Genomic DNA, 13,160 nt, shown 5'->3' with positions numbered 1-13,160 from the left:
AAAAACGGATCTGTCGCGCCCGCCGGCCTCGTGCTAGGATTGCACCCGACATGACTTGCGTCCGGCACATGGCACTCTGGCTCGTGGCGGTGATCGTTCTGATCGCCGTCGGCGTCATGCCGTCCGATGCGCGGGCGCATGCCGGCCATCCGCATACCCCGGCGGGTGTCGCCACGGCGGAGCCCGGGCCGACCGCCCTCCCCGTCGCAAGTCTCTCCTCCGCCGTTCTCGCCTCGGCCGCTTTCGAGACGCGGATCGTCGTCCCCGCCATCGCGGTTCGGACGATCGTCGTGCTGGCGGCCGCCCCCATCCGGGCGCTGAGCGCCGGCCCGTGCGACGGCACCTGCTGCAATGCCGGGTGCCGCAGCCCCGGCTCGTGCTGCACCGGCGCCGGCCTCGCTCCGGACAGTGCCGACGCGGCCGGACCGCGCGGTGCCAGCGAGCGGGCCCTGGCGCGCGCCCTCCCCGCCCGGACCGACGTCGTTCCGGAAGCCCTGCCCGAACCCCCACGATTCCACGCCTGACGCTGCCCGCGTGCCCGGCGGTCCGGTCTCCCCTGCGGAGCCCTGACGCGGGGACGCCGTCCCGTGCTTTCCGGCGAAAGAATCGTTCCCCATGCCTCGTTCCCTCGCGGCCGCCCTGCGCGCGCTCGCCTTCGGTTGCGCCCTCGCGCTCCCATCCCCCCTCGCCGTCCCGGTCTTCCCGGGGGCGGCCCTCGCCCACGAGGGCCATGACCACGGGGCGGAGGCGCCCCCCGTCCCGGCCGCGACCGCGCCCCGCGCGGAGGCGGTCTCCGAGCGCTTCGAACTCGTGGCGCTGGCACAGGGCGGCGACCTCGTGCTCACCCTCGACGCCTTCGTCACCAATGCGCCGATCACGGGCGCGTCCGTCGCCGTGATGACCCCGGAGGGCCGGCGCAAGGCCGCCGAGACGGCGCCGGGCACCTACCGCCTGACGGCCCCCTGGCTCTCCGCGAGCGACCACCACGACCTCGTGATCGGCGTCTCGGCGGAGGGCCGCACCGATATCCTCAACCTCGACCTCGACCTGCCGGCCCCCGCCGAGGCCGTCGCCACCAAGCCGGCGGCCACCGGCCCCACTGCCGCCGCCAATGCTCTGGCCGACCGCCTCGCCCACCAGAACCCGGCCGTCCTCGCGGCGGGGGGCTTCCTGATGGGGCTCGGCGTCTTCGCCCTGGCGCGCCGGCGTCGCTCGGCCCAGGCCCTCGCGGTCCTGCTCGCCCTCGGCGCGACGCTGGTCCTCGGCGGCGCGGCCCTGGCGCATGAGGGTCATGCCGAAGGCCCCGAGGCGGCGTCCCCCACCCCCGCGGCGCTCACCGCCGGCACCCTCATGGAGCGGGCCCGGCGCCTGCCCGACGGCTCGGTCTTCGTGCCGAAATCCCTGCAGCGCCTGCTGGCACTGCGCACCGGCCTCACCGCGCGCGAGACCGTGACCCGCAGCGCCGAACTGCCGGGGCGGATCATCGCCGACCCCAATGCCAGCGGCGTGGTGCAATCCTCCGTCGGCGGGCGCCTCTCGCCGCCGGAGGCCGGGTTTCCCCGCCTCGGCACGCGGGTGAAGCGCGGCGACGTGCTCGCCCGCGTGACCCCGCCGGTCCAGGCGGTGGACGTCTCCGACATGCGCCAGCGCCAGGGCGAACTCGACCAGCAGATCGCCATCCTGGAGCGCCGGGTCGGCCGCTTCGAGCGCCTCTCCACCACGGGCGCGGTGGCGCAGACCCAGCTCGACGACGCCCGCTCGGAACTCGGCGGATTGCGGGACCGCCGCGCCGCCCTCGACGCCATCCGGCGCGAGCCGGAAGCCCTGGTCGCCCCGGTGGACGGCGTCATCGCCGAATCCAACGCGGTGGCGGGCGCCATGGCGGCCCCCGGCACCGTGGTCTACCGCATCATCGATCCGGCCAGGCTCTGGGTGGAGGCCTTGAGCTTCGAGGCCCTGGCCGAGGGCAGCACCGCCACCGCGCGGCTCGGCGACGGCGGCACCCTCACCCTCGCCTATCGCGGCACGGGGCTCGCCGACCGCAACCAGGCGGTCCCGGTCCAGTTCGCGATCGAAGGCGACACGAAGGCCCTGCGTCTGGGCCAGTTCGTCACCGTGCTGGCCCCCGTGGGCGTGCCCCGCGACGGGCTGCCGCTGGCGCGCTCCGGGGTCGTCCGGGCGGAGGGTGGCAGCCTCGTCTACGAGCATGTCAGCGCCGAGCGCTTCCAGGGCCGCCCCGTGCGGGTGGCGCCGCTCGATGCCGACCGGATGCTGGTGGAGGACGGGATCGCGGCCGGGCGCCGCGTCGTGACCCAAGGCGCCGAACTCCTCGACCAGATCCGCTAGGGGAACCGCACGATGTTCGAGACCATCGTCGCGCAGTCCCTGCGCAACCGCCTGCTCGTGGTGGCGCTCGCCGCCGCCCTGGTGCTCACCGGGCTCCTCGCCCTCGCGCGCCTGCCCGTCGACGTGCTGCCCGACCTCAACCGCCCCACCGTCACGGTGATGACGGAAGCCGAGGGGCTCGCCCCCCCTGAGGTGGAGCAGCGCGTCACCTACCCGATCGAGACCCGGATGAACGGCCTGCCCGGCGTCACCCGGGTGCGCTCGGTCTCCGGCATCGGCCTGTCCATCGTCACCGTGGAATTCGCCTGGGAGGCCGACCTCTACCGGGCCCGCCAGTTCGTGGCCGAGCGTCTGGCGCTGGCCCGCACGGAACTGCCCGCCAACGTGATGCCCCAGATGGGGCCGGTCTCGTCCATCATGGGCGGCATCCTGCTGGTGGCGGTCACATCCGAGACCGCGACCCCGATGCAGATGCGCGAGGCGGCCGACTTCACCATCCGCCCGCGCCTGCTGGCGATTCCCGGCGTCGCGCAGGTGATCCCCATCGGGGGCGAGGTGCGCCAGTTCCGCGTCGCCCCGAACCCCGCCGCCATGCGGGCGCTGGGCGTGACCCATGCGGCGATGACCCAGGCGCTGGAGGGCTTCGGCACCAATGCGGGCGGCGGCTTCACCGATGCGGGCGCCCGCGAGGTGCTGATCCGCGCCATCGGCCGGACCATCGACCTCGACGACCTGCGCAACCTCGTGGTGGGGACGCCGGGCGGGCCGGTCTACCTGCGCCAGGTGGCGGAGGTGGATTTCGCGCCCCGGCCCCGGCGCGGGGACGGCGGCTACATGGGCAGACCCGCCGTCATCGTCTCGGTGGAGAAGCAGCCCGGCATCGACACCGTGCGGCTCACGAAGACCGTCGAGGCGGCGCTGGCCGACCTCGCCCCCAGCCTACCCTCCGGCATTGCAGCCGAAAAAATCCTGTTCCGGCAGGCGGACTTCATCGAGACCTCCCTGCGCAACGTGGTGACGGTGCTGCTGGAGGCGGTCGCCGTGGTGGCTTTGGTGCTGTTCGCCTTCCTGATGAACGCGCGCACCACCCTGATCTCGCTCACCGCGATCCCCGTCTCGATCCTCGCCACGGCGGCGATCTTCTCCGCGCTGGGCTTGTCCATCAACACGATGACGCTCGGCGGGCTCGCCATCGCCATCGGCGAACTCGTGGACGACGCGGTGGTGGACGTGGAGAACATCCTGCGGCGCCTGCGCGAGAACCGCCAGGACGGCGCGCCGCGCTCGTCCTTCGCGGTGATCGTGGCGGCCTCCAACGAGGTCCGCTCCGGCATCGTCTACGCCACCGTGATCATCTGCCTCGTCTTCGTGCCGCTCTTCGCGCTCTCCGGCATCGAGGGGCGGCTCTTCGCGCCCCTCGGCCAGGCCTACATCATCGCGATCCTGTCGAGCCTTCTCGTGTCCCTCACCCTGACCCCGGCGCTGGCCTCCTGGCTGCTCCCCGGCCTGAAGGGCCTGGAGGCGCCGGAGGGGCGGCTGATCGGTGCGCTGAAGGCCGGCAACACCCGCCTCGTGGCCTTCGCGTTCGGCCACCAGCGCTTCGTGATGGCGGCGGCCGTGATCGGCGTCGGGGCGGCGGCCTTCGCCGCCACCGCGCTGCCGCGCGCCTTCCTGCCGGCCTTCAACGAGGGCTCGTTCACCGTCAACCTCGCCTTCAGCCCTGGCATCTCGCTCGCCGAATCGAGCCGGATCGGCGCCATCGCGGAGGGGCTCGTCCTCGACATCCCGGAGGTGGACAGGGTCGGGCGCCGCACGGGCCGGGCCGAACTCGACGAGCATGCCGAGGGGGTGCATTCCACCGACCTCGAGATCGGCATGAAGCCCACGGGCCGCCCGCGCGAGGCCATCGTGGCGGATCTTCGGGCCCGGCTCGGGGTGCTGCCGGTCTCGGTCAATATCGGCCAGCCGATCTCGCACCGCCTCGACCACATGCTGTCGGGGGTGCGCGCCGAGATCGCCCTCAAGCTCTTCGGCGAGGACCTCGACGGCCTGCGCCGCACGGCGGACGCCCTGAAGACCGCCTTCGAGACGATTCCGGGCATCGCGGACCTCGCCATCGAGAAGCAGGTCCGCATCCCGCAGCTCGAAGTCCGGGTCGATTCGGGGCGCGCCGCCCTCTACGGCATCAGTCCCGGCGCCGTGGTCGAGGCGGTGAGCCGGCTGGCCAACGGGCGCGTGGTCTCGACCCTCGTCGACGGCCTGCGCCGCTACGACGTCACCCTGCGCCTGCCCGAATCCGGGCGCTCGGTGGCCGCGTTGCGCGAACTCCTGATCGAGACGCCCACCGGCTGGGTGCCCGCCCACGCGCTCGCCGACATCGCCGAGCGCGACGGCCCCAACCAGATCCTGCGCGAGAACGGGCGGCGCAGATTGGTCGTCCAGGCCAACACCCAGGCCGGCGCCGACGGCGCCGCCGTGGCCGCGGCCATCGCGGCGACGCTCGCGCGGACCACCCTGCCCCAGGGCATCACGGCGAATCTGGAGGGCGCGTTCCAGGCGCAAGGGGAGGCGACCCGCACCATCGGGCTCCTCAGCCTCGTCTCGCTGGCCCTGGTCTTCGCGCTGCTGGCCAGCCGCTACCGCTCCGGGGTGCTGGCGCTCATCGTCATGGGCAACGTGCCGCTGGCGCTGATCGGCAGCGTCGCGGCGCTCTTCGTCGCGGGTCTGCCGCTCTCGGTGGCCTCGATGATCGGCTTCGTGACGCTCACCGGCATCGTCGCCCGCAACGGCATCCTGAAGATCAGCCACATCCTCAACCTCGGGCTTGCCGAGGGCCTGCCCTTCGGGCCGGCCCTGGTGCTGCGGGCGAGCAACGAGCGGCTGGTCCCGGTGCTGATGACGGCGCTGGCCGCCGGCATCGCCCTGGTGCCGCTGCTGGTCGACGGCACCGCGCCCGGCAAGGAGATCCTCCACCCTGTGGCCGTGACGATCTTCGGCGGGCTGTTCAGCGCCACCCTGCTGGACGCCGCGCTCACCCCCGTCCTCGTCCTGCGCTTCGGCAGGGGCGCCTTCGCGCGCCTCCAGGCGGCGCAGGCGCCCCAAGCCCACGCGGCGGCCCCCGCCCCCGCCCTGTTCTGAACCCCTCGTCCCACGGAGACACCCCATGAAGACCGCACCCCGCCTCCTCGCCGCCCTCGCCCTCCTGGCGCTCACGGGTACGACCCGGGCGGCGGAGGACCATCCTGCCGGCCACGACCATGGTCACGGCACCCCGGGCCACACGCACGCCGCGACGCCCGCCGCCTCACCCTCCACCAGGGCGTTCGAGGAGGCCGCCATGCGCATGCACGGCGACATGGAGATCCGCTATTCCGGCGACGTCGACCGGGATTTCGCCGCCGGCATGATCCCGCACCACGCGGGCGCCGTCGCCATGGCCCGGGTCGCCCTGCAATACTCGAAGGACCCGGAGGTGCGCGCGCTCGCCGAGGGCATCGTCAAGGCGCAGGAGGCCGAGATCGGGCGGCTTCAGGCCATCCTGAAGCGCAAGGAGGCGGACGCGAAGGCCGCGCCCGCGCGCTGACGCGCCCCCTGGTCGGGAAGCACGGCGGTTCTATCTGGACCGGTTCCAGACAGGCCAAGGTGGAGACATCCCCGGCATGAGCTTTCCCATCACGCTGACGGTGAACGGTACGGCCCGCAGCCTCGTTTTGGAGGATGCGCGGGTCACCCTCCTCGACCTCCTGCGCGAGCGCCTCGACCTCACGGGAGCCAAGAAGGGCTGCGACCGGGGCCAGTGCGGCGCCTGCACCATCCTCGTCGACGGCGTGCGGGTGAATTCCTGCCTGGCGCTGGCGGTGAGCCACGACGGGGCGTCCATCACCACCATCGAGGGGCTGGCCGGAACGAACCCGGCGGGCGGCGACGCCCTGCACCCGGTCCAGGCCGCCTTCGTCGAACATGACGGCTTCCAGTGCGGCTTCTGCACCCCGGGCCAGATCCTCAGCGCCGTCGGGCTGATCCAGGAGGGCCAGACCGGGGGCGACCCCGAGCGGGTGCGCGAGGGCATGAGCGGAAACCTCTGCCGCTGCGGCGCCTATGCGGGGATCACGGAGGCCGTGCTCGCGGCCCATGCGGCGATGACGGCCCCGGACGTGCTGCCCGGCCGCCAGCTCGCGGAGGATGCGGCATGAAGGCCTTCGACTACGTCCGCCCCGCCAGCGTCGCCGAGGCTTTGGCGGCCGCCGCCCGCCCGGGGGCGGCCTATCTCGCCGCCGGCACCAACCTCGTCGACCTGATGAAGGGCGGCGTCACCCGCCCCGACGTGCTCGTCGACATCACCCGCCTGCCCGGCCTGGCCGGCATCGAGCACCGATCCGACGGGTCGACCCGGATCGGCGCGCTGGTGCGCAATGCGGTCCTGGCGCACGATCCGACGATCGCGACGCGCTACCCGGCCCTCGCCGAGGCCCTGCTCTCGGGCGCCTCGGGCCAGCTCCGCAACGCCGCCACCACCGCCGGCAACGTGCTGCAGCGGACCCGCTGCCAGTATTTCACCGACACCGCCAGCGCCTGCAACAAGCGCGCCCCCGGGACCGGCTGCGACGCCATCGGCGGCGTCAACCGGGCCCACGCGGTGCTCGGCTGGAGCCGGCACTGCATCGCCACGCACCCCTCCGATTTCTGCGTGCCGCTGGCCGCCCTCGACGCCGTCGTGGAGATCGAGGGCCCCGGGGGGCCCCGCAGCGTGCCCCTCGAGGCGTTCCATCGGCTGCCCGGCGACCATCCGGAGCGCGAGACCGTGCTGGAGCCCGGCGAACTCGTCGTCGCCGTGACGCTCCCCCCCGGGGCGGACGGCTTTGCCGCCCACAGCCGCTACCTCAAGGTCCGCGAGCGCACCTCCTACGCCTTCGCGGTGGTCTCGGCGGCGGTAGCCCTGCGGATGGACGGGAACCGCATCGCGCAGGCCCGGATCGCGCTCGGCAGCGTCGCCCTCAAGCCCTGGCGTGCCCGCGAGGCCGAGAGCCTGCTCGCCGGCGCCGCCCCCACGCCCGAGACCTTTGCGCAGGCTGCACAAGCGGCGCTCGCCGAGGCGACGCCCTCGGGCGACAACGCCTACAAGATCGAGCTCGCCCGCCGCATCGTCGTGCGGGCGCTGACGCTCTCCGCCGCCGGCACCCCGGCGCGCGTGCCGGCGCTGCCGGCAAGCCCCTTCGCCGCAAGTCCCTTCGCCGCGACCCAGTCCGCCGCCAGCCCTTCCGCCGGAGCCTCGACCCATGTCTGAGCGTCAGCGCCACGGCGCCTCCATCGGCCAGCCCCTGACCCGGCGCGACGGCCCCGACAAGGTCACGGGGGCGGCCCGCTACAGCGCGGATTTCAAGCCCGAGGGCCTGGTTCACGCCGTGATGGCGGTGAGCGCCATCGCGCGCGGCCGGGTCACGCATCTCGACGTCGCGGCGGCGGAGGCCCATCCCGGCGTGATCGCCGTGATGACGCCCGGCAACGCCCCGAAGCTCGCGAAATCCCCGGACCTGAAGGACAATCCCTTCGCCTTCCGCCTCGACCTCCTGCAGAACGACGGGGTGCGCTACGCCAACCAGCCGATCGCGGTGGTGATCGGGCAGACGCTCGAGGCCGCCACCGAGGGCGCGGCCCTGCTGGCACCCCGCTACGAAGCGGAGCCCGTCAGCGTCGCCCTCGGGGCCGGCGAGGTGTTCACGCCCGAGACCATCGGGGCGGGCTCGCCCACCTCGGAAGGCTCCGGCGACGTCGCCGCCGGGATGGCGGCGGCCGAGGCGCGCATCGAGGCCAGCTACGACACGGCGGCGCAGTACCACAACGCCCTGGAGCCCCATTCCAGCGTGGCGCAGTGGGACGGCGACCGCCTGACGCTCCACACCCCGACCCAGGCGCTCTGGATCGCCAAGGGCCGGCTCGCCGGCCTGTTCGGCATCCCGCCGGAGAACATCCACGTCATCTGCCACTATCTCGGCGGCGGCTTCGGCTCGAAGGGCTTCATCGCCGCGCCGCAGATCCTCGGGATCATGGCGGCGAAGTTCGTCGGCCGGCCGGTCAAGCTGGTGACCCGGCGCGAGCAGATGTTCGGCCCCGTCGGCCATCGCGCCGCCACCCGCCAGACCCTGAAGCTGGGGGCCACCCGCGACGGCACCCTGACCGCCCTCGACCACCACACCCTGACCCTGACGAGCCGCCACGACGACTTCGTCGAGCCCTCCGGCATCCTCTCGCGCCACCTCTACGCGGCGGGCGCGATCAGCACCACGCACGCGGTCTCGCGGGCCGATATCGGCACCCCGATCTTCATGCGGGCCCCCGGCGAGGCCTCGGGCAGCGTCGCGGTGGAGAGCGCCCTCGACGAACTCGCGCTCGAACTCGACCTCGACCCGCTGGAGATCCGCCTGCGCAACTACGCCGAGGTGGAGCCGATCACGCACCGGCCGTTCTCGTCGAAGGCGCTTCGCGAATGCTACGCCCAAGGGGCGACACGCTTCGGCTGGGCCTCCCGCCCGAGGCAGCCCCGCCAGATGCGGGACGCCGACGGGCTTCTGGTGGGCTGGGGCCTCGGCACCGCCACCTATCCCGCCGGGATGATGCAGGGCGAGGCCCGCGCCACCATCCGGGCCGACGGCACGGCGCTGATCGAGACCGCCGCCCAGGACATGGGCCAGGGCGCCTGGACGGTGCTGGCCCAGATCGGCGCCGACGGGCTCGGGCTGCCGGTCGATCGGGTGGACCTGCGCATCGGCGATTCGAACCTGCCGAATGGCGGGCTGGCGGGCGGCTCCACCGGCACCGCCACCAGCGGCACGGCGGTCCACAACGCGACGCAAGCGGCCATCGCCGAACTCGCGGCCCTCGCCGTCGCCGACCGGGCCTCACCCCTCTACGGCGCCGGCAATGCCGGGGTCACGGCCGCCGACGGGCGGCTCGCCCGCCGCGACGACCCCGCCCGCTCGGAGTCGTTTTCCGAGATTCTGTCCCGCGTGGGCAAGGCTTGCGTGGAGGCCAAGGGTCAGGGCCAGGGCGACCCCGCATCGCGAAAGACTTATGCGATGCACGCGCACGGGGCGGTCTACGCGGAGGTGAAGGTCGATCCCGATCTCGGGCAGATCCGGGTGACGCGGCTCGTCGGCGCCTTCGCGGCGGGGCGGATCGTCAACCCGCACCTCGTGCGCAGCCAGTATTATGGCGGCATGATCTGGGGCGTGTCCCTGGCGCTGCACGAGCACGCGGTGCTCGATCCGCGCTCGGGCCGGGTGATGAACGGGAACCTGGCCGAGTACCACATCCCGGTGAACGCCGACGTGCCGTCCATGGAGGCGATCCTGGTGGAGGAGCACGACCCGCACGTGAACCCGCTGGGCATCAAGGGGGTCGGCGAACTCGGCATCACCGGCACCGCCGGCGCCATCGCCAACGCGGTCTGGCACGCCACCGGAATCCGCGTGCGCGACATCCCCATCACCCTCGACAAGCTGCTGGGCTGAACCCGCCTCCCGACGCCGCGCCCGCCCCCGGAGCCGCGCTCCGGGGGCGGGTCGTCACCGCCCGGGGTGCGGTCCCGGCGCGTGGCGATCCAAGAATCCCCCGAGGGTTGAAACTCAAGGACACGTGATCCCGTAGGCGCGGGACGATCGCTACACGTGTGGGTGATCCTGAAGGCCGTCCGGAGCCCATCGTGCCGCATGTCCGCATCCTGCCCGTCCTTACCCTGCATGTCGTCCTCACCCTGCATGTCTTCGCCGCCCGGCCCTGAGACCGAGCGCGAGCGGCTCGCCGCCCTGCGCGCCCTCGACCTCGTCGGAAGCGCCCCGGAGCCGCATTTCGACGCCGTCTGCCGGACGGCCCAGGCTCTGTTCGGGGTCCCGATCTGCCTGATCTCGCTGGTCGAGGAGCACGACCAGTGGTTCAAGGCCCGCTGCGGCCTGGATCTCCCGGGGACGTCGCGCGCGGTCTCCTTCTGCGCCTACGCGATCCAGTCCGACGCGGTCTTCGTCGTCGAGGACGCGACCCGGGACCCGCGCTTTGCCGACAATCCCCTCGTCACGGGCCCGCCCCACATCCGGTTCTACGCGGGCGCCCCCCTCATCCTGCGGCCCGGCATCCGGGTCGGCACGCTCTGCCTGATCGATACGAAGCGCCGCCGCCTGTCGGCGCAGGAGGCGCGGGGGCTCGAGGACCTGGCCCGCGTCGTCGTCGCGCATCTGCGCCTCCACGAGGCCCTGCGGGAGGGCGAGATCCTGGCGCGTGCGCGCGCGGCGGACATCGCCGCCCGCCGCCAGGCCGAACTCGCGGCGGCCGCGAGCGAGGCCCGCTATCGCGAGATTCTCGACTCGACGCACGACGCGATCCTGGCCCAGCTCGCCGAGGGCGTGATCGTCACCGACACGGCGGGCCGGATCACCCTGGTCAACGAGGCGGCGGCCGCGATCCACGGCGTCGCGCGCCTCGATGTCGAGCCGGACGCCTACAGCGAGACCTACCACCTCTACACCGAGGCGGGGGCGCCCCACCCGCCCGAGGACCTGCCGCTGGCGCGGGCGGTCACGGGCGAGACGGTGCTCGACGCACGCTGGCGGGTGCGGCGCCCCGACGGCGTCGAAGTGCTGGCGATCGGCTCGGCCCGGCCCCTGACCGGCCGCGACGGGCGCCAGGTCGGCGCCGTGCTCACCTTGCGGGACGACACCGCCCGGGAGGCGGTCGAGCGCTCCCTGCGCGGGAGCGAGGCCGCCCTGCGCGAGCTGAACGCGACCCTGAGCGACCGCGTCGCCGAGCGGACGCGCGACGCCGAGGGCGCCCGGCGGGAGGCGGAGCGCGCGAGTCTCGCCAAGACCGAGTTCCTCGCCGCCATGAGCCACGAGATCCGCACGCCGCTCAACGCCATCATCGGTTTTACCGACCTGATGACCGCCTCCGGCCGCCTGCCGCCGGACCTCCAGCGCCAGGCGGAACTCGTGCGCACCTCCGGCTCGGCCCTGCTGACGATCGTGAACGACATCCTCGACTTCTCGAAGGTCGAGGCCGGGGCCGTCGCGCTGGACCGGCAGGCCTTTTCCCCGCGCGCGCTCATCGACAACTGCCTCTCCATCGTGCGCGGCTCGGCCCGGCAGAAGGGCCTGGAGGTGCGCGCGGTGATCGACCCGGCCCTGCCCGCGAGCCTCGTCGGCGATCAGGCGCGCCTGCGGCAGGTGCTGCTGAACCTCCTCAACAACGCGATCAAGTTCACGGCGCGCGGCTGCGTCACGCTCGGCGTGCGGCATGACGGCGGGACCGGGACCGGCGAGCGCCTGCGCTTCAGCGTGGCCGATACCGGCATCGGCATCGCCCGGGCCAAGCAGGACCGCCTGTTCCAGCGTTTCTCGCAGGTCGACGGCTCGATCGAGCGGGATTTCGGTGGCACCGGCCTCGGTCTCGCCATCTGCAAGCGGCTGGTCGACCTGATGGACGGCGAGATCGGCGTTCTCTCCGAGGAGGGCCTCGGCGCCACGTTCTGGTTCTCGCTGACCCTGCCGCTGGGCGCGCCGGAACAACCGGGCTCCCGCGCTGGCGCCGAGCCGGTGGCGCGCCGGGCCGGGCGCCTGCTCCTCGTCGAGGACAACCGGATCAACCAGGAACTCGCCCGGGCGGTCCTCGAACTCGGCGGATACCGGGTCGACGTCGTCCCGGACGGGGCCGCCGCCATCCGGGCGGCCGAGCGGGGCGGCTACGATCTCATCCTGATGGACGTGCAGATGCCCGGCATGGACGGCCTGACGGCGACCCGGCACATCCGCCGGCTCGGCAGCGCCGCCGCCACGATCCCCATCCTGGCGATGACGGCCAACGTGCTGCCCGACCAGGTCCGGATGTTCCGCGAGGCCGGGATGGACGATCACATCGGCAAGCCCTTCGACCGGGCCGAACTCTACCGGGTGGTCGACCGCTGGCTGCCCGGGGCGGCGGACGATGCGGCGCCGCTGCCGGCCGATCCCATGGGCGACGCGCCCGGCCTCCTCGACCGTAGCGCCTACGAGGCCGTAATCCGGCTGATCGGCGGCCCCCGCGTCGCGGACGCCCTCGACACCCTGGCGGGGGAGCTCGATGCCAGCTTCACCGGCGCCTGCGAGACCCGGGCCGACCGGGACCAGCTGCGCTTCGAGGCGCATCACTGCATCTCCTCGGCCGGCACCCTCGGCTTCCACGCCCTCTCGGAGGCCGCCCGGGCGGTCGACGTCTGCAACGAGCAGCGCATCGCGCGGGAGGGCCCGGCGGGCTTTCGGCGGCTGGTGGCCGAGAGCCGCGACCTCGCGGACCGGTCGGCGCGCTGCGCCGAGCGCCTCGCGGCGGAAATCCGCGCCCCGGAGCCGGGCGCGGCGGCCTATTCCCGGATCAGCTTGCCCGAATAGACCACAGGCCCCGTCGGCTTGCCCGTCGGCGAGCCGCCCTCCGGCTCGAGCGAGACCGCGAAGGAGGCGGCGGCGAGCGCCCGCGCGTCGGTTTGGGCCGGCAGCGTCAGGCCCTGCGCGCCGGAGCCGACGAGGCCGAGGGTCCGGGGGGCTTCGCCGGCACCCACGTACCAGAGTTCGAGGCTGCGCCCCGCCGGGGCCTGGGCCGCCACAGGCCGCACCCGCGCGGTGCCGGCCCGGGTGTCGATGCTGACGATCAGCGCCGGGGCCTCGCCGCCGCTGCTCACCACCGCGAGGTAGCGCCCGTCCCCGCCCTCCGGCCGGACCGCGCCTGCGGCGATGAACAGGGCGAGCCCGGCGGCGAGCGCGGCCGCCGCCCCGGCCCCGAGGCGCCAGCGCCGCAGGGAC

General features: G+C 73.7%; 9 protein-coding genes. 8 read left to right on the top strand and 1 reads right to left on the bottom strand.

All coding sequences use genetic code 11. From position 1 onward, the window contains the following. Nucleotides 1-68: 68 nt before the first annotated feature. The 8 genes from JWQ05_RS11840 to JWQ05_RS11805 all read left to right on the top strand — a co-directional run bounded on the left by JWQ05_RS11840 (nucleotide 69) and on the right by JWQ05_RS11805 (nucleotide 12,752). Nucleotides 69-524, top strand: a complete 456-nt coding sequence (locus tag JWQ05_RS11840; protein ID WP_299658644.1) for a hypothetical protein — start codon at nucleotides 69-71, stop codon at nucleotides 522-524. Nucleotides 525-615: 91 nt separating this feature from the next. Beyond that, nucleotides 616-2,346, top strand: a complete 1,731-nt coding sequence (locus JWQ05_RS11835) for an efflux RND transporter periplasmic adaptor subunit (RefSeq protein ID WP_299658643.1) — start codon at nucleotides 616-618, stop codon at nucleotides 2,344-2,346. Between the two features lie 12 nt (nucleotides 2,347-2,358). Then, the gene (locus tag JWQ05_RS11830; protein ID WP_299658642.1) at nucleotides 2,359-5,484 is read left to right on the top strand and encodes an efflux RND transporter permease subunit; all 3,126 of its coding nucleotides are present in this window, start codon (nucleotides 2,359-2,361) and stop codon (nucleotides 5,482-5,484) included. A 25-nt stretch (nucleotides 5,485-5,509) separates the two neighbouring features. Beyond that, complete coding sequence (locus tag JWQ05_RS11825; protein ID WP_299658641.1) at nucleotides 5,510-5,929, top strand: DUF305 domain-containing protein; 420 nt, start codon at nucleotides 5,510-5,512, stop codon at nucleotides 5,927-5,929. 76 nt (nucleotides 5,930-6,005) lie between these two features. Next, nucleotides 6,006-6,539: a (2Fe-2S)-binding protein gene (locus JWQ05_RS11820; RefSeq protein ID WP_299658640.1), complete on the top strand. Its 534-nt coding sequence runs from the start codon at nucleotides 6,006-6,008 to the stop codon at nucleotides 6,537-6,539. After that, nucleotides 6,536-7,630: a xanthine dehydrogenase family protein subunit M gene (locus tag JWQ05_RS11815; protein WP_299658639.1), complete on the top strand. Its 1,095-nt coding sequence runs from the start codon at nucleotides 6,536-6,538 to the stop codon at nucleotides 7,628-7,630. Before JWQ05_RS11820 ends, JWQ05_RS11815 begins: the two co-directional genes overlap by 4 nt. Continuing rightward, nucleotides 7,623-9,854 (top strand): xanthine dehydrogenase family protein molybdopterin-binding subunit, encoded by a 2,232-nt coding sequence (locus tag JWQ05_RS11810; protein ID WP_299658638.1) that lies wholly within the window; start codon nucleotides 7,623-7,625, stop codon nucleotides 9,852-9,854. The genes JWQ05_RS11815 and JWQ05_RS11810 overlap by 8 nt, the downstream gene beginning before the upstream one ends. 246 nt (nucleotides 9,855-10,100) lie before the next feature. After that, a complete protein-coding gene (locus JWQ05_RS11805) occupies nucleotides 10,101-12,752 on the top strand; it encodes an ATP-binding protein (protein WP_299658637.1) in 2,652 nt (883 codons plus the stop codon). Here the strand turns inward: JWQ05_RS11805 and JWQ05_RS11800 are convergent. Then, nucleotides 12,725-13,160: anti-sigma factor (locus tag JWQ05_RS11800; protein ID WP_299658636.1), on the bottom strand; the 436-nt coding region annotated here is incomplete at its 5' end. The genes JWQ05_RS11805 and JWQ05_RS11800 overlap by 28 nt on opposite strands.

Origin of the sequence: Methylobacterium sp., from assembly GCF_028290105.1 — a bacterium.
GTDB lineage: Bacteria > Pseudomonadota > Alphaproteobacteria > Rhizobiales > Beijerinckiaceae > Methylobacterium.
Note: the sequence above shows the minus strand (reverse complement) of the source record. Positions and strands in the feature narration are given on the sequence as shown.

What these genes read in the sequence shown, in the direction of transcription:
- JWQ05_RS11805 (WP_299658637.1), top strand. Translation starts at nt 10,101, where the DNA reads ATGTCTTCGCCGCCCGGCCCTGAGACCGAGCGCGAGCGGCTCGCCGCC.
- JWQ05_RS11825 (WP_299658641.1), top strand. Translation starts at nt 5,510, where the DNA reads ATGAAGACCGCACCCCGCCTCCTCGCCGCCCTCGCCCTCCTGGCGCTC.
- JWQ05_RS11830 (WP_299658642.1), top strand. Translation starts at nt 2,359, where the DNA reads ATGTTCGAGACCATCGTCGCGCAGTCCCTGCGCAACCGCCTGCTCGTG.
- JWQ05_RS11810 (WP_299658638.1), top strand. Translation starts at nt 7,623, where the DNA reads ATGTCTGAGCGTCAGCGCCACGGCGCCTCCATCGGCCAGCCCCTGACC.
- JWQ05_RS11840 (WP_299658644.1), top strand. Translation starts at nt 69, where the DNA reads ATGGCACTCTGGCTCGTGGCGGTGATCGTTCTGATCGCCGTCGGCGTC.
- JWQ05_RS11835 (WP_299658643.1), top strand. Translation starts at nt 616, where the DNA reads ATGCCTCGTTCCCTCGCGGCCGCCCTGCGCGCGCTCGCCTTCGGTTGC.
- JWQ05_RS11820 (WP_299658640.1), top strand. Translation starts at nt 6,006, where the DNA reads ATGAGCTTTCCCATCACGCTGACGGTGAACGGTACGGCCCGCAGCCTC.
- JWQ05_RS11815 (WP_299658639.1), top strand. Translation starts at nt 6,536, where the DNA reads ATGAAGGCCTTCGACTACGTCCGCCCCGCCAGCGTCGCCGAGGCTTTG.